Here is a 16,468-nt window from a genome sequence, read left to right as displayed (position 1 = left end):
TAGGTTCTAGGTTCTAGGTTCTAGGTTCTACAATATTAAAAAAGCCTACACTAAACAGTGCAGGCTTTTTTATTGGCGTCAGAACAAACCGAGTCTATTTTTTACGCCAAGTGGTGCCTTCTGGACCATCTTCCAAAATAACCCCTAGGGCATTTAAGCCGTCGCGGGCCACATCAGCCGCAGGCCAATCTTTTTCAGCTCGGGCGCGATTACGCTCAACGATCAGGGCTTCAATTTGCGCCACTTCATCATCACTGCCCTCGCCTTTAAAGAAGGCGTCGACATCTTGATCTAAAATGCCTAACACATCAGCAAGTTGTTTCATGCTTACGCCAAGGGCTGACGCACTAGCCATATCATCAACTTTCAGGCGATTTATCTCACGCACCATATCAAACAACACAGAATAGGCTTCAGGCGTATTAAAATCATCATCCATTGCAGACTTAAACTTAGCAACAAACTCATTGGCAGGAGCCGCTTCAACCGTCAAATCCAAGCCTTTAAGCGCTGTATATAGACGCTCCAATGCCGCTTTAGCCTGCTTAAGGTTGTCCTCTGAGTAGTTTAATTGACTACGATAATGGCCTGACAGAAGGAAGTAACGCACTGTGGATGCATCATAATGACCGAGCACATCTCGAATGGTAAAGAAGTTGTTTAATGACTTAGACATCTTCTCTTTGTCGACCATGACCATACCTGTATGCATCCAGTAGTTCACATAAGGGGTATCGTGAGCACAGCAAGATTGTGCGATTTCATTCTCATGATGAGGGAACTGTAAATCAGACCCACCACCGTGAATGTCGAAATGCTCGCCCAAGTGTTTACTGTTCATCGCTGAGCATTCAATGTGCCAACCAGGGCGACCCGGCCCCCACGGAGAATCCCATGTTGGTTCACCCGGCTTAGACATTTTCCACAATACAAAATCCATTGGATCACGTTTGTTTTCATCGACATCTACCCGAGCACCGGCTTGTAATTGATCAAGGTTTTGCCCAGATAAACGGCCATACTCAGGAAATGACGATACGCTAAATAATACATCCCCGTCCGCTGAAATATAGGCATGCTCACGCTCAATAAGCCGCTCGACCATATCAATAATTTCAGGGATATGTAATGTCGCACGTGGTTCAAAATCAGGACGCTTCATATTAAGTGCGTCGAAATCACGGTGCATTTCACCGATCAAACGCTCAGTCAATGACTCGCAGCTTTCTTTATTCTCGGCAGCACGCTTAATAATTTTATCATCAACGTCGGTTATATTACGCTGGAAGTTAACATCATAGCCGCTATAGCGCAGATACCTGACTATCATGTCAAAGCTAACAAACGTACGTCCATGACCAATATGACACAAATCATAAATGGTAACCCCGCAGACATACATGCCGACTTTACCTGGCTGTAATGGCTTAAATTCCTCTTTTTGGCGGGTAAGACTGTTGTATAGCTTCAACATTGAGATTCTCTATAGTAATTGACAACAAATAGTGGTCTCAGTCTACCACCTGAAAACCAGCGCTTCCAGCGTGATAGCGTGAATCTAAAGCGTTTTTTGCACTCAAACAAATTCTCGCTAAAAAGCTGCTTAAAAGGTCATCATTTTCTTCTTACAAATAGATAAAGAATCATTCGTCTACTTTATGCCGAAAGCTTAATAGGCTAGAATCATGCGCTATCTATCTGTTAAACACGATGAGTATTAATCTAATGATCACAATGCAAACCAATCACGGCGAAATCAAAATTGAATTAGACGCCGAAAAAGCACCTGTTACCGCAGCTAACTTCGTAAAGTACGTAAAAGATGGCTTTTATGACGGTACTGTTTTTCACCGTGTGATTGATGGTTTCATGATCCAAGGTGGCGGCTTCACTGAAGATATGGCACAGAAACGTGTTAATGAGTCTATCGAGAATGAAGCCAACAACGGACTATCAAACGCTGTCGGCACCATCGCTATGGCGAGAACCTCTGATCCACATTCTGCAACCGCGCAGTTCTTTATCAACATCAATGACAATACTTTCCTCGATTTTAAATCAGAATCGGCACAAGGCTGGGGTTATTGCGTGTTTGGTAAAGTTGTAGAGGGCATGGATATCGTTAATCAAATAAAAGCAGTTGCTACGGGTAATCGTGGTATGCATCAAGATGTACCACTAGAAGCGGTTGTTATTGAAAAAGTGACTATCGCTGAATAATTAGCGCTGAGAATAACTTGTTGAATAACACCCTCTTTGTGGGCGATCTGCACCTCAGTGCCGATCGCCCCGATATACTCAACGCTTTTTATCTTTTCCTCAACCAACATAGCGCCAACTGTGATGCTCTGTATATTCTTGGGGATCTATTTGAAGTATGGGTTGGCGATGATATCGCAGAACCTTTTGCGCTTGAATTAGCCGCTAAATTGAAGCAGTTTTCGCTGCACACCCCCATCTACTTCATCCATGGTAATCGAGATTTTCTGGTCGGCAACCATTACGCTGAACTGGCAGGCATCACACTGTTGCCTGAAGTGCATTGCCTCGAGCTCTATGGCCGCGCCACAGTGCTACTGCATGGCGATAGCCTCTGTACGCTAGATAAAGCCTATCAACGCTTTCGCTGGTTTAGAAATCAAGTCTGGGCAAAGTTCATTTATAACCACTTACCCAAAAAAAACCGTATCGGTATTGCCACCAAGCTTCGCAGTAAAAGTCAGCAAAGCAATCAACAAAAAAGCTATACCATCATGGATGTTGAGCAAAGTGCAGTGTCAAAGTTAATGTCAAAAACAGGCGCACAGCTTATGATCCACGGTCATACACATCGACCGGCTATTCATCAATTAAATGACCTTTGCCAACGTATCGTTGTTGGTGATTGGTATGAGCAAGGCAGTGTCTTAAAAGTCACCCCAACTGACATTGATTTAATCGAGCTACCGTTTAACGCCAACTAAACCGTTTTTATACTGGGCAGCCAGAATGAAACTTAAACTCTGGATCTGGTGCGGTGATCAACTCAGCTTCTACGGCGGCAAAATGGCTTACACGGTCACTGATATCAACGGCAGAAATTGATTGAGCCAACGTCAAATAGTCCTGATAGTGACGGGCCTCTGAGCGCAATAACGACACATAAAACTTCTTTAGATCGTCATCTAAATGAGGGGCAAGTTTCGCAAAGCGTTCACAAGAACGCGCCTCAATAAACGCACCAACAATTAACTTATCAACCAGAGTCGCGGGCTCATGGGTACGCACCTGTTTCATCATCCCTTTGGCATAGTGCCCTGCAGTGATGTTTTGATAGGGAATATCACGCGCTTGCATCAGTTCAAGTACTTGCTCAAAATGGTGAAACTCCTCTTTAATTAAGCGAACCATCTTGGCAATCAGGTCTGGACCAAAATCAACACCTGGCTTAGGGATTAACTCGCCAACCAGATCATTCTTCTTAGTCTCTCGCCCTAAGAACTGCTCAATCGAACGTTGCTTGTTATAGACAAACACTTCGTAGGGTTTGGCCCACTTGAGTAATATCTCACCACTGGCTTTATCAATTGCATACTTTCGAATCAGGAACATCGCCGTCTGCGCCGCCTTAAGCTCACTTTAGGAGCAAGCGTGCATACGAGTGTAATAGTTTGATTTAACTCGAATAAAAATCAAGTCTACTTTATGGGCTTTCCACTGTGGAATTTAAAATCTTCGTCTGCGGTCAGAATCAACTCAGCTTCAATTTCTGCAAAGAAATTAACTCGTTCACTAATTTCTTTTCCAGAAATAAGCTCAGCTAATGATAAATAATCTTGATAATGACGGGCTTCAGAACGGAGCAGAGAAACATAAAACTTAGATAAGTCTTCATCAAGATGGGGGGCAAGTTTTGCGAAACGCTCACATGAACGAGCTTCAATAAATGCTCCAATGATCAGTTTGTCAACCAACGCATCAGGCTCGAAAGTTTTGACATGCTTAAGTAATCCTTTAGCGTAACGACCAGCCTCAATCAGTTCATATGGAACGCCTTTATTTTTCATTATCTCCATCACTTGATAAAAGTGATGAAGTTCTTCTTTTATCAGGAGAACCATCTTATCGACTAACTCTTGGCCGTAGCTACAACCTTCACGTACCGTAACTTGCTTAGTTACGTTACTCTTGCCTCTAAGAGATTCTAATCCCCCAATCCTCTTGTAGGCATACTCTTCATAAGGCTTCACCCACTCAGTAAGCCGAACTCCACTTTCCTTATCGACTGCGTATTTTCTGATGAGGAACATCGCACTTTGAGCCGCTTTTAATTCACACAGCATGTGATCCCGAAGAATGATAGACAAATTTGCAGGTTTAATTGCCTCACTAACCCACTCATCGGGCGTCTCACATTTCAAGAAAGAGGAAATTGGAGCTAGTAAGGTTTGATCAAACATCATTTAAGTCCAGCAAATAAAGAATCGGTATCTGCTGTATTGTATAAGAAAAACGATAGCCAATCGATAATCACAATACCTTAATAGCTGTTTAACAGCACCTAAGAGCTACCCCCATGCCTCCTAAGGACATCTTTTATCATTTCCCGCTCTTTTTGTAGCTCTGATTTACCCTTAAAGACGGTATAAACCCGACTATCTCCATGACCATCTTCAAGGTAATCATCGAGGTAGCCGACTTCCTTTAACTGTTCGTGAGCATGACGGATTTTTTGATTTACATTAGCAATACGCAATTTAGATTGAACTCGTTTACGTAAGGTCTTGATATTTCTTCTAATATCATTGTTAAAATTACAGGTTTCGTAATACAGGAAGAGTGTTTTCGCAAATGCAGATGTGAGTAGGTTGTAGTACCGCATATTAATAAAGCGTCTGTAGGAAAATATGTTTTGACTGAGAAATAATGGATGTACATCTATTTCATAAATCCCTTCACTTTTTAGGTACTTAGAATACTGTATTATTGCTCCCCCTTCAGTGTATAGCTCTTTATCGTTGGAATCGATGATACTAAGGCTCAAAGTACACCGCCAAAGAGCCTTTAAAGTATCTTCAATTTGTTCTTTGTTTGCTGGGCTAACTTTAGAGAAGGTTAATTTACATAGCTCGTTATCGCTAATTAAGATTTTTTGTTGTTGGGTGGAATATGCATATTCATGTAAAAATGAGATCAGTATAAAATCTTTTTCAACAGATAATGGCTTACCTGTGTACTCAAGTTGCTCTATGTAGCTACTCTTTTTATGTATTTTATCCCAAGTTAAAACAATATCTTCTCGCTCTTCAATTTTTTGACCACGACTAGTAACCACATAAATCTCTTTCTCTAACATACTAAGCAGGATATTTGGATTACAATTGATTGATTCCTTTAAGAAACCATTCTTACTATAGGAAGTTAACTTGCTTTTTAACTGAGTTTTTTTTAACTTACCGATCTGTTTATTATCTAACACTAATATCCACCTTAATCGTAATCTCTTTATTCAAATTACCATTAAAGAAAACTCTGTCAATAGGGTTTTTAAGTTACTTTGCAAGGTTTTGAAGTTACCCGCCATCTTACTTTTGTGTCGTAAGAAATTGATATGAAAGAAATAAAATAGATAGCGAAGTTAGCGTAACGCTTTAATTAACGATGTAAGTTTAAAAAAATAATCTTCGTCAAACTCTGAGAGAACCCTACGGGACAAAATCAAGATTTTGCTGTTCTCCAACGAGATTTTCCTCTATGCATGTTGATTGTTTACTAACCTAATTAGACTTACCTGTATGACCACTTCGTGGTGTTTATCTGTGGTGAATCAAAAGATGCTTAGAAGCAGAACGACAAGACTATCCAATACCATTTTTTAGCAAAATGCTAATTAACAACCAGTACCCAAAAATACTCAAAGTGATTATAAGTAAACTATCGTTATACCAGTATAACTTTAGGTTTTCTGACTTTAACGCCTATTTTCAACTCATCTCTCACCACTTAGATAAAACTTCACTGTTTACGCCTTTGTTATACCGAGATAATTTTCATTTTTTCACTTGAAACGCCTTTGTTATACCCACCAGGAAATATCTTACAAACGACAAAAAACTCACTAGCTAATGATTTTTACCAGATAAGCGCTTTTAGGCTCTTTTAATCGACAAAACTCATGTTAAAACTTAAGTATGTAGAATTAGAGATTAACAAAGGAAACCCGAGATAACCACTTCTCTCAAAACGATTTTTTCGATTCTACGCACAAGTTTGTAGAAGAGGTTTCGGTTTACTTTCACGAAAGTAACAAAGGTTGCTCTGATTGATATTTGCCGATTAACTAGGAGTAACGATGAACAACGACAATGAAAAAAAAACCAAAAATGAGGTAGATTTTGAACGTGGTATGCGAGAAATCGACAAATCTAAATCACGAGCCTCGAAAAAAGCGGCAGAAGAACAACACGAAGCTTATAAATCAGAAAAGGAGCGATTAGAGTTTGAGACACTGCTCAAAGATGCGGCAAATAAATCAGCAGCTTCAGCAAAATCAAAAAACCGTGTTCTCAACAACTTCGCTTATCGCAAAGATATTGCTCAGATTTTCAGACAGAATAACGCTTCTAACGGCATAGATTACAAACGAAATATCACTGTGCGCTACTCAAGTATCAATTATAACCATAGGAACAACGGAGACCTGAGTTTAAACGCTTTAGAAAGTAGCCTAAATCATAGTGCGAGACTAGAAGAAAAAAAAAGAAGGGTTGAGGAGTGGTTGGATAGTCAATCACATAAAAACATTTACTATGCCGATGGTAAATACTTAGCTCATCAAGATTTTGTACAAAAAAGAGAGCAATACCTTTCATTTTTTAATGAAGTTCAGCAAGCTGCTAACAATAAATCAGATCAAAAAAACAGGTCAGATTTATGTAAATACAGTCGTTACAGAAGCAGTTATTTCTCAAAAATCAAGAAGCTGTTACCGCCAACTTACCCAGAATATGAAAAGTTTATTGAGCAGATATCTAAGCTTGAACAACCTAAGAACAAAACTGTAGATCTCAGCAAAGAACCACATAGTGCTTCTGTTGATAGATTGAGAACTTACCTAGATAGGCAATACCAACAACTAGGTTTAAGCCCAAAACATAAAGCAAACAAGCTTAGAGTATTTGACAATTACCTATCCCACCGCCTAAAACATCAAGAACTAAAAGCCTCATCTGCAAACCGAACAGTAAAGAATCTCAATTCCACTTCAATCTCAGAACAAGTATTCAAAATACCTCACCGACACGGAGAGTTTAAAAGCATTGATAAAAAAAAATTGCTCGAATCTTGCGTTAGCTTTTTTGAACAAAACTTTGATGGTGCGAAAATTAAGTTAGCGGCTTTGCACGCTGATGAGGGGATGAATGATGATCTGGAAACTGGTCTCAACGCCCATATATTCATATCACCTGGCGGTAATACTCGTTGGTCGGAACAGTACCTCTCTTTTGCTCAAAAACAGGCTAAAACTCATTACTCAGAGCAATTTCCAGAGTTGGCTACATCAATCGATCCGTCTAAAAAATTACCTCCTCAAATATTAGTAGCCTGCGGCCAGATCCTCCAGCTCAGTTTTATTCAGCATCTGCAAGAAAAAGTGTTTAATAATCATGGCATAGGCATCAAGTTCCTTGAGGAAAAAGAAAGAAGTGACTTTAAGAATATTGTTGGGATGATCGAGGAGTCGATGCCGTTGCATATGCGTCAACAATCTCGTTGGAATATGCTCAATGACAAGTCAAATGAGCTATCTCAGAACATCGTTCTTCAGTCAGAACAGCTTGAGGCAATCAATTGTGTTACAGAAAAAAAGCAAAAGAAAATGCTAGAAGCAATCGATATCTGGAAGTTACAACCAACACCAGAAACAGCCTCTCTAACGCTATTTCAGCTTGAGATGATAGATGAACTGCCTGAACCAGTAAGAACCGCTCTATTAGCTGAAATAACATCATTTGAACAGCGAAATAACATCGATTCAGATGCAAAACTATCGAACAGAATCAGCAAACCATAATTTTCATCATGCTATTGCACAAATGACTTTATGTGTAACGATGACATATAGAAGGACAGAATGAAATGAAAAAAAATAATAATATGAACCAGATAAAACAGACTCACACTTGCTTAGCTAAAGCTTATAAGCTTAGTAGCGACCCGAAGATTATTCTCAGCCTAGAGCCAGAGTTAAACACGCTCTCAACCATCATCAAGAATGACTTGTTTAGGAGGGTAAATGATGAGAATTAAACATGAAAATCCAACTACAGATATCCAGTTAATTGAAAACGGGATTTATCACCTTGCTCAGATTGACAACCTTATTGATAAACCTTCAGTTATCATGATGATCCAGCGATTAGAAAAGCTCATTAACCCTCATGATGACTCTGATTCATCCGAAGTGAGTAGTTTACTTAAATATCCTCATGCAGAAGAAGTTGAACGAAACCTCGCTCTTATGAAGTTCGAAAAACGTAACAGCAAAAGCTCAGGTAAGTCAGGAGGCAGTTTCAATGGCAGACCTCAGCGTTAGCTTCCAACGCTCTATCAACCTGATTGAACGGCATTTTCACCGCCACTCAGAACGCATAAATGAGCTAGGTAAAGAGCAAGACTTTACCCTTGAGTATTTCATTCATTTTTATAAGGTATTACTGATGGAAGAGATTCAGCAGGTCTTTAATATGAATGACGAAGATTTTGATTCACTCACTCAAACACAGAGATTCCAATCTAAGATCATCAACCTGCTAGACAAGGTAATCATGATGTTGGCGAATAAAGCTTTAGATATGAGGCTTTACCCTACAAAGCCATTAAGTCCTTAACTATAACCAAATTATTTAAAATCTACATTAGGCATGCTCCTACAGCGGTTTTGAATTGAACTTCTTTATCAAAGTGTAAAATATATAACTCGCTTAAGTTATGTGCAGGATGAATTTCAATCGATCATGCAGTAGCCCTGAAAGATTGAGTATCATAATTGCTCAACATTTACTGTAGGCTTATCTTTTTACTCTTCCCGCAGGGTGAAAAATATGATAAAAATGCATAACGAAATTCACATTAACTTGAAATGGATTTATTATATGTCCTATGATGATTCTTTTTATTCTGATGGGATATGGTTCTCCCCCTCAGCGATTGATAAAGGTCTGGAAAAAGAATATGACGATTATATAAACCGTTATAACAAAGATGGTTTTTATCAAAGTATTATCGATGATGACTTTCATAAAACTAATGACTTTAGCTTACTAAAAGCAAAAAGAAAGTTCTTTAACAACATTTGTTTGGACCGAACCGTGGACAAAATAGAAAGGAAATTCTTAGATATTATATTTTTAGAACAAATTAAAACAATGAAATATAGATACTCTAAAATAGAGAATATTTCTAATGAACTATCTGATATTGCAGAGCGTGAAGATTTTTTGAGAATAATTTTGACGGGTTGTTTTAGGAAGCACTATCATTGCAAGTTGAGTGAAAAAGAAATTTCGAAAATAGAAAACTTCATATCAACAACAAGACTTGCATCAAGTATGACCCCATATCAAAAAACAGGAATAATACAAAATTTCATTCATGAATTTGTTAATAATCATTATGGGAATACCGAAGCCCACTTGTCGATAAATTCCAAACTGATGAGTAATATTCTATCAGCCACAAAATTATACTTTTGCTTAATAAGTATTCGAAACTATAGTATTCAAGAATTACTTTCAGAAAATAATAAAACAGATGAACTTGCGTCAGAAGAAAACCGATCAAATACAGATACACGAGTTTCTAAAAATAAAAAAATAATTAAGAACTGGAAAGTAAGGCATATGAAGTCATTTTTAAATTATATGACACCAAAAGACAAAGAGATTTTTAGTTGTTATTTAAAAGTTACTACTGAAATTCGTGAACGATATGTAAATAACATAATATCTATACTAGATTATAAAACTGCGTTATCGAACATATATATTCAAATATTAATAGAAATACATAAGCCTGCATACAGCAGAGGTTTTAATTAATATAGTTACCCGATGGGAAGGTAACTATATTATAGCAAGTACTAATGTAAACACGTAGTGCTCCGTTGTTAACAACACTTCGATGGTTACTAACATAAGCGTTCCCATCAGTAACATTTAAAGGGTAACATCATACAAATGAATTGCAACAGTAAAGATTATATTAGTTGTGGAACTTTTGGTAAAGTGATGCCTACATCTATATTTAATGATTCGGAAGAAAAATCTAGATTATTATCTAAAAAAGAGAATAGGGATTTCATTTCCAAATTAACACCTGTAGCTACTGACGGTGAAATCGGAATTATTGAGAATACAAGCTATTCTTTTTTTGATTTTATTAATATAGTAGATAAGATTAAAATAATTGTACTTACAAAAAAAGAGTTCGATATAATCGTTGGTTTTAATAGCGAGCTTGCAGAAGATATAATTATTCTTGAACTTAATTACCCAATTTTTAACAAAATCAAATATACAAGCAACGTACTAAAAAACTATATGTTTTTGTTGAAATCAATATCAAAATTAAAGTCTTATGGAATTAAAGGGAAATCACTATTAGACAATGAGGTAATAATTAATAGGTACGCTATAGAGCGAAAATTACGCTTCAAACACAAATTGGATGCCGCCTTTTATTTTCATTGTAGCACTGGATACCAAGACATATTTAAATTTACTGAAGATGATAAAGAGCGTTTGGTTATAGCTCTTGATTTTAATTCAATGTATTCATCTTGTATGAGGGGAGAGTTTATTGACCCAAAATCAATTAAATACAGATGTTTAACAAACGAACTAGTTGACTGTAAAAATCCATTATTTGGGATGTACATTGCAGTTTTTAGTAAGCCTAAAAAGAGTTTTTTTGAACGTTTTCATCCATTTAAAATTCATTCTGGTGGCAAACAATCCAGCTTTAACTTTGAACATAATACTTCTATCGAAGTTCTAGTATACCATGATGAACTTTCATATTATTCTCAATTTTTCAACAAAACAAAAGTTAAAGGTTCATTTTACTCTGATAAAACTATAGCGCACCCTTTACTTAAAAAATCTGAAACTCTTTATAAGCAAAGAATACATTTTAAATCCCAAGGTAATATAGAGCTTGAACAACTCACAAAAATGAAACTTGCAACACTTCATAGCACAACAAACCCCAGGCGAAATAAAACAAAACATTTCACTTCTCTTCAACAATTAAAAATATTTTTAATTGAACATTTTGGAATTGATTGCCTTCAACATTATACGGACAATGAAACGTTGGCATACATTAGAGAAAACAGTAAGTTCAATTTACTGGTCTCATCTAAAAGTTTCTCATTGCAATATCCAAATATTTATAACTCTGAAAGCATTTACAGTTTAACGTCAAGGGTGTTAGCAAACTCAAAGTTGAAGATGTTGAAAACAATTGATTTGTTTTTAAAGTTCAAAAGTGTTGAAATTTGCTACACCAACATAGATTCTATTCATTTATCAATAAATAAATCAGACTTAGATAATTTCCTTCTATCTTTTAAACATCTTATTTCTGAAGAGATGGGAGGGTTGAGAGTACAAAGTATCTCTAGTCATGGTTATTGGTTTGATATAGGAAGATACTGGTTAGTTGATAACGGCACCATAACCAAATATAAAAATATTTCATTCAACAACCCTCATTCAAATAGATTTTTTGATACAACAAAGAGCATGAACCCAGTATTTATTAGTGACGAGTATAATTACACTGTTTCAAGAATAACAAGCATTTACAACTCATTCTCTTACATAAGAAAACTTAATAACAATGTTTTTTCTAGGTATGAATTAAACGAAGTGAAAAACATCATGAACTTTAATAAATCATATAACCGTGAAATATTTAACAGCAAAAAAATCAAAGTTGAACTTTTTAATAAACTAATGATTAAGTATGAAAAAACAACCTATAACGGTTTAAAACCTCTAAGATAAAATTAAAATATGATATCCACAATAAAGCTTTTCGTCTGACCGTGCTTTATAATATCGACCGTTTATTATAAATAATCTTTCAGGCAAGACTTTGTGAATAAACCTTTATATTTAGTAAGTTCAGTAAAAAATAGTACCTACTACCTTAGAAAAAACAACGTATAGCAATTTTTTTGCGTAACATAGGCAGGGTGAGAGCGTGAATATCTTTTTGAGCTCGTTGTGTTTAAACCTTAAGCTACACCTGTTTAAATGGTGAACAGAACGACACTTATTTTAGTGAGCTCTGTTTGATTCATAAATATATTGATCAAATATCGAACACTTGTGTTCTTGCCCTGGTAACATAGGTCTATTTAGAGTTATTTTTTATAATGAAGCTCTAGAGCCCTGTTTACTCTCCAATAAGTGCCGAAATGACAAAGTAACCAATACTACACATCACTTAGTAACCCATTAATTTGGAGCGGGATTTTAAACGTTAAAGGAGGAGGAATTAAAAGAATCGTTATTCTAGGCTTGTTAATTTTATTGTCAGGCTGTCAATCTTCCTTACAATGAGGGGAATGTCCTCGGATATGAGCCATACCGAGTTTCTGCTTATTGAGAACCTACTTCATGCTCGTGATGTAATTACGAATCGCAGGAATGATTATGACTTAAGCCAAGTTAACAAACGCATAAGGGTTGAGTACCAGTCAGATGAAGAATGGCGTATGTGGGGCGAAGAAATTAGAGCTATGAACCCATCTAAGGATACATGTAAAATATGGACTGATAGGTTAATAGCTTGGCAAAAAACTGGTGAATTACCTCTTTATGGTGGTTCCTATGTAGATCCAAAATGGTCAACTGAATATAATTAATAATTGCCGTAGAGGAGCTAGTAACAATCAAATCAATAGCTCTACTTATGGCTCGGATCTGATAATTATCAGTATGTTAAATCACTGTTACTATTGATTTGAGCTAAGTTTGCGCTTACCAAGCTTGTTTCTCTCATCAAACAGGTAATGCTTGTCCGTCAGCTCCCTTATAGCATTCACAGCGTCACTATCGCCCCTCAACTGAACACCATTAGCTTCAAGCGTTTCAAGGTATTCAGTAACCTTACTTTTGCCGTATAGCTCTTGAAATCGATTAATTAGAGAATGCTCATTAAACCCTTCATCAACACCATCATTAAAAATGTCATTAAGTGAATACTCATCAACTATTTCACCTGCTTGCTTTGTATCAGAAAAAGCTATTCCTCTTTGATACTTTAAGTGGAGATTAAACTCGTCAGTAAGTAAAAATTGCTCTTTTAAGCTTGATAACAACCTTCCTGTAGTCTCAAGTAGTTCAACTTCATTTAAACCTTCAAAACATCCAACAAGGAACTCATCAGCAGCTTTCATTGTTGCCTGGTTAAGATAATAAGCAATGAGTAAAGTATCAGCATCAATATTGTTATACTTTTTACTAAAACAGTTCTTTCTAAGCTGTTCAATATCCAATATCTCAACAAGATCGATTTGATAATTTTTAATTTTAGCTAAAATAAAATCAGTAATACGTGCTCCACTTAGTGAATTAGTAACACTTTGCAGGTTGAAGTGCTTAAACTTTTTTGTGATAAGTATGTTGTTATCTGCTCGTTCTCGATTCATGTTGTAATCTAGCAGTTTTTTTGACTTTACTTCATTATGACTTTCATTATTATCCATACAATCCATCCATTTTCCGCTAGCGAAAAATTACACTAGATGTATTTAATAAATACATAAATCAATATATTTTCAAGTAACAGTTAATATGGTTAGATTAATCTGAATATTTTTATATTAATTGTACGATTTAAATTCTAATGTATTGCAGCAACTTAACCAGAAGACATTACAAGCGTAATTATATGATTATATAAAGTTGACATTTTCGTCAAATTAGGATGCCTCTATTAGTAATGTTTCCTGATATAGTAGATTCAACTTGAAAACTATCAAGCGAAAAACAACAGCATTTAAAAATAAAACATTTATTTAAACAGGAGAACAAAATGAGATTTAAAATTTTGAATAATGAACAAAAAGCTCTCAATCAAGTTGTTGCTGAATTAGCAGCAAGAGGATTGTGTTCCAGTGAAATTGAGCTGTATAACTTTGATGACTATTGTAATTGGCTGGCAGATCTTACAAATAACCATGAAAAAGAAGATAGAGTTGATTATGCTTTCGCTTTGTACTCTTTAAACGTGTGGAGTCATGAAATCACAGATATTGATTTCAAATTGGAATCTCAACAAGTGATTTATAAATTAATTAAATATACAATTAATATTTTCACAAGGAAATAGCCCTTTGCAGTAAACACAAATATAGTGACGTTTAATGGGTTTGTATGTAGAGGTAATCTGTGATCGGATATTTTAACATCGAAGGAATGCGAGGCAGTAAAGCGAATAACAACTGGAATGCCGACTATCTGCATTGGAATGAATATTTATATTTATAACTAACAAAATTAAAGGAGATTAACCATGGATTTATCATACGAAGAACTCGCAAAAATAGTACTTAAACAGCCCAGATTATATGAATTCGTTAGGAGCTTGTATGAAGGGAAGGAGTATAGGCTCAACAAATTAAAATCGATGGATCACAGTAACTTTAGCATTGCCATCGAAATAGTTCAGTTTTACTACCCAAATGAGTATTTTTACCAGCTTGTACTAGCGGGTGAAGAACCGAAGTAAACACGTAAAAAATCCAAATAGGATATGAAATGTTTAACCAAACCTTAGCGAATTTATTCCTGAGTAGGAGGTGTCACAGAAGCTAATTTTGTGCCGTTTAGCCTCCTTTTGCCTAAAAACTATAAAGGAGACAATAATGGGCTTATCAATAACAAAAAAACAATCTTCAATCGTTACTGTACCAAATCGTATAATCAACATTCTGAAAGAATGGCGTGCAGATTGGGTATCAATACAAAGCTTCACCACAGGCTTCTCAAGGGATGAAGCAACAACGTATGCAAATATGTTACAAGGCATCATCAAACAACGAAAAATAAACTTGATCTCTTGTAATAATCTATTGGTTCTTGCGCTAAAAAATATTGAAGATGGCAAGGTCGAAATGACTACTGATTGCTTTATTTTCTCAGGTTATAACAGTTTGGAACAGTACCTCATTGACGCTGCCCTTCATCAGAGTGAAATTGAAATTGAGGCAGTGAAAATCATCGATTTTCTAGCAGATCGTTTCGATATCAAAATAATGAATTAGCGGTTAACCCTATCCAATTAACACAACCAAAAACAGCTAGTTTCTGGTTGTATTTATGAGAGTCTACAGGCTATCTATGCCCAGACAAGTTCCATGATCTTGATGGGCTTGGTTGTGCCAACTTTCCCCTCAATTTCTTTAACTACTGCTGACTCAGTATTGCCGTATTTAACTTGGAAGCTCTGCAAAGTTCTCTTAGCGTTTCCATGCATAAATACACACTTTTTTACTCGTGGATGTTGTGCCATATCAATCTCCTTTTTGTGGCGACAAATGCTAGATCTTTAGTACATCTTCATCGGGTGAGACTTCACCCCTTTCTCATTCATATTTTTTAAAAAATCAGTATTAGTCATAAAGTCAATAAATGTGTTCCCTGTGAACGACTTCCCACGCTCAAGTTGATGCTCAATAGATGTAAGCAATATTGACTCATTTAGAAAACAATATTTATCTTGCATCAAGTGTTGATAGGCAAACAGTGCTTCAGCATTGAATGAGTCTTTTAATGCTTCTGACAGCGCTTTATTTTTACCGATTAAACATGAAGAAAAGATCACAATCTTGCCATGATTCTTAGCATGAATTTTTATCTCTTCCTGCCCAGAAAAGACGTCACCATTAGAAAAGTGAAATCCCTCTCCATCAGAGCCATGACCAGAGAAGATTATGGCATCTTCTTTGATTTTTCTAGACAAGAAATACTCAAAATCAGCTAGTGAGTGAAGCCTCTCATGGCTAAATGCCCATCCCGATGCCTGACAATAAACCTTCCAAAAATCGGCCGCATTTCTAGAAGGCTCTTCGTCGAAGGTGGTGGTAAACGTAGCTTTTAAGATAAACTTCTTCGTACAATTTCATATTCCCGATAGTCATGAGCGAAACCCTTTTATACCAGAAAGTATTAGGCCTAAAGGCTCCATGGTTAGTTTCTAAAGTTCAACTTGATGAAGAGCATCAACGTATTATCGTCGTTGTGGACTATGTACATAGTGGTGATTCAGTTTGCCCTGTCTGTCAGGGTTTAGCCCGTCATTATGACTCACGCCCTCGAACTTGGCGTCATCTAGATACTTGCCAATTTGAAACGATAATCCACTCAAATGTGCCTCGTATTCATTGTCCTAACCATGGCTATCAGACACTCCA

Annotated in this window: 17 protein-coding genes and 1 pseudogene; 11 read left to right on the top strand and 7 right to left on the bottom strand. The window is 36.4% G+C overall.

Features of this window, described 5'->3' with window-relative positions:
- Positions 1 to 94: 94 nt before the first annotated feature.
- Positions 95 to 1,474, bottom strand: a complete 1,380-nt coding sequence (gene cysS, locus L876_RS0120490; protein ID WP_028765508.1) for a cysteine--tRNA ligase — start codon at positions 1,472 to 1,474, stop codon at positions 95 to 97.
- A gap of 251 nt (positions 1,475 to 1,725) precedes the next feature.
- On the opposite strand from cysS, the gene L876_RS0120485 reads away from it, so the two are divergent.
- Both L876_RS0120485 and L876_RS0120480 read left to right on the top strand, forming a co-directional pair.
- A complete protein-coding gene (locus tag L876_RS0120485; RefSeq protein WP_028765507.1) occupies positions 1,726 to 2,220 on the top strand; it encodes a peptidylprolyl isomerase in 495 nt (164 codons plus the stop codon).
- A 20-nt stretch (positions 2,221 to 2,240) separates the two neighbouring features.
- Positions 2,241 to 2,963 carry a UDP-2,3-diacylglucosamine diphosphatase gene (locus L876_RS0120480; protein WP_028765506.1) on the top strand — a complete coding sequence of 241 codons (723 nt, stop codon included), beginning with the start codon at positions 2,241 to 2,243 and terminating at the stop codon, positions 2,961 to 2,963.
- Positions 2,964 to 2,970: 7 nt separating this feature from the next.
- Here L876_RS0120480 and miaE (L876_RS22225) read toward each other — a convergent pair.
- The 3 genes and pseudogenes from miaE (L876_RS22225) to L876_RS0120465 form a co-directional block, all read right to left on the bottom strand.
- Positions 2,971 to 3,615, bottom strand: a pseudogene (gene miaE / locus L876_RS22225) (tRNA isopentenyl-2-thiomethyl-A-37 hydroxylase MiaE); the annotation flags it as partial.
- A 62-nt stretch (positions 3,616 to 3,677) separates the two neighbouring features.
- Entirely contained in the window at positions 3,678 to 4,439 is a 762-nt protein-coding gene (miaE, locus tag L876_RS0120470; protein WP_028765505.1) for a tRNA isopentenyl-2-thiomethyl-A-37 hydroxylase MiaE, read from the bottom strand.
- 101 nt (positions 4,440 to 4,540) lie between these two features.
- Positions 4,541 to 5,458, bottom strand: coding sequence for a hypothetical protein (locus L876_RS0120465; protein WP_028765504.1), 918 nt, complete (start codon positions 5,456 to 5,458; stop codon positions 4,541 to 4,543).
- Positions 5,459 to 6,331: 873 nt separating this feature from the next.
- Here L876_RS0120465 and L876_RS0120460 point away from each other — a divergent pair.
- The 6 genes from L876_RS0120460 to L876_RS0120430 all read left to right on the top strand — a co-directional run bounded on the left by L876_RS0120460 (position 6,332) and on the right by L876_RS0120430 (position 12,916).
- Entirely contained in the window at positions 6,332 to 8,053 is a 1,722-nt protein-coding gene (locus L876_RS0120460; protein ID WP_028765503.1) for a hypothetical protein, read from the top strand.
- Positions 8,054 to 8,275: 222 nt separating this feature from the next.
- Positions 8,276 to 8,575 (top strand): hypothetical protein, encoded by a 300-nt coding sequence (locus L876_RS0120450; RefSeq protein ID WP_028765502.1) that lies wholly within the window; start codon positions 8,276 to 8,278, stop codon positions 8,573 to 8,575.
- Positions 8,556 to 8,870 (top strand): hypothetical protein, encoded by a 315-nt coding sequence (locus L876_RS0120445; protein ID WP_028765501.1) that lies wholly within the window; start codon positions 8,556 to 8,558, stop codon positions 8,868 to 8,870. Before L876_RS0120450 ends, L876_RS0120445 begins: the two co-directional genes overlap by 20 nt.
- A 264-nt stretch (positions 8,871 to 9,134) precedes the next feature.
- Positions 9,135 to 10,079: a hypothetical protein gene (locus tag L876_RS0120440; RefSeq protein WP_156029461.1), complete on the top strand. Its 945-nt coding sequence runs from the start codon at positions 9,135 to 9,137 to the stop codon at positions 10,077 to 10,079.
- A 138-nt stretch (positions 10,080 to 10,217) separates the two neighbouring features.
- Positions 10,218 to 12,050 carry a hypothetical protein gene (locus L876_RS0120435; RefSeq protein ID WP_028765499.1) on the top strand — a complete coding sequence of 611 codons (1,833 nt, stop codon included), beginning with the start codon at positions 10,218 to 10,220 and terminating at the stop codon, positions 12,048 to 12,050.
- A gap of 578 nt (positions 12,051 to 12,628) precedes the next feature.
- Positions 12,629 to 12,916 carry a hypothetical protein gene (locus tag L876_RS0120430; RefSeq protein ID WP_156029460.1) on the top strand — a complete coding sequence of 96 codons (288 nt, stop codon included), beginning with the start codon at positions 12,629 to 12,631 and terminating at the stop codon, positions 12,914 to 12,916.
- A gap of 90 nt (positions 12,917 to 13,006) precedes the next feature.
- Here L876_RS0120430 and L876_RS0120425 read toward each other — a convergent pair whose 3' ends face one another.
- A complete protein-coding gene (locus L876_RS0120425; RefSeq protein ID WP_028765497.1) occupies positions 13,007 to 13,759 on the bottom strand; it encodes a hypothetical protein in 753 nt (250 codons plus the stop codon).
- Between the two features lie 329 nt (positions 13,760 to 14,088).
- On the opposite strand from L876_RS0120425, the gene L876_RS0120420 reads away from it, so the two are divergent.
- Together L876_RS0120420 and L876_RS0120410 are read left to right on the top strand one after the other, a co-directional pair.
- Positions 14,089 to 14,385 (top strand): hypothetical protein, encoded by a 297-nt coding sequence (locus tag L876_RS0120420; protein ID WP_028765496.1) that lies wholly within the window; start codon positions 14,089 to 14,091, stop codon positions 14,383 to 14,385.
- Positions 14,386 to 14,920: 535 nt separating this feature from the next.
- Positions 14,921 to 15,319, top strand: coding sequence for a hypothetical protein (locus L876_RS0120410; RefSeq protein ID WP_028765495.1), 399 nt, complete (start codon positions 14,921 to 14,923; stop codon positions 15,317 to 15,319).
- A 74-nt stretch (positions 15,320 to 15,393) separates the two neighbouring features.
- Here L876_RS0120410 and L876_RS22835 read toward each other — a convergent pair whose 3' ends face one another.
- A complete protein-coding gene (locus L876_RS22835; RefSeq protein WP_156029459.1) occupies positions 15,394 to 15,567 on the bottom strand; it encodes a hypothetical protein in 174 nt (57 codons plus the stop codon).
- A gap of 36 nt (positions 15,568 to 15,603) precedes the next feature.
- Positions 15,604 to 16,017 carry a hypothetical protein gene (locus L876_RS22215; RefSeq protein WP_037429462.1) on the bottom strand — a complete coding sequence of 138 codons (414 nt, stop codon included), beginning with the start codon at positions 16,015 to 16,017 and terminating at the stop codon, positions 15,604 to 15,606.
- Positions 16,018 to 16,193: 176 nt separating this feature from the next.
- On the opposite strand from L876_RS22215, the gene L876_RS22625 reads away from it, so the two are divergent.
- A partial coding sequence (locus L876_RS22625; RefSeq protein WP_162149011.1) for a transposase family protein occupies positions 16,194 to 16,468 on the top strand: 275 nt, incomplete at its 3' end.

This window comes from Shewanella colwelliana ATCC 39565 (assembly GCF_000518705.1).
Taxonomy (GTDB): domain Bacteria; phylum Pseudomonadota; class Gammaproteobacteria; order Enterobacterales; family Shewanellaceae; genus Shewanella; species Shewanella colwelliana.
This window is presented reverse-complemented; position numbering and strand designations above follow the sequence as displayed.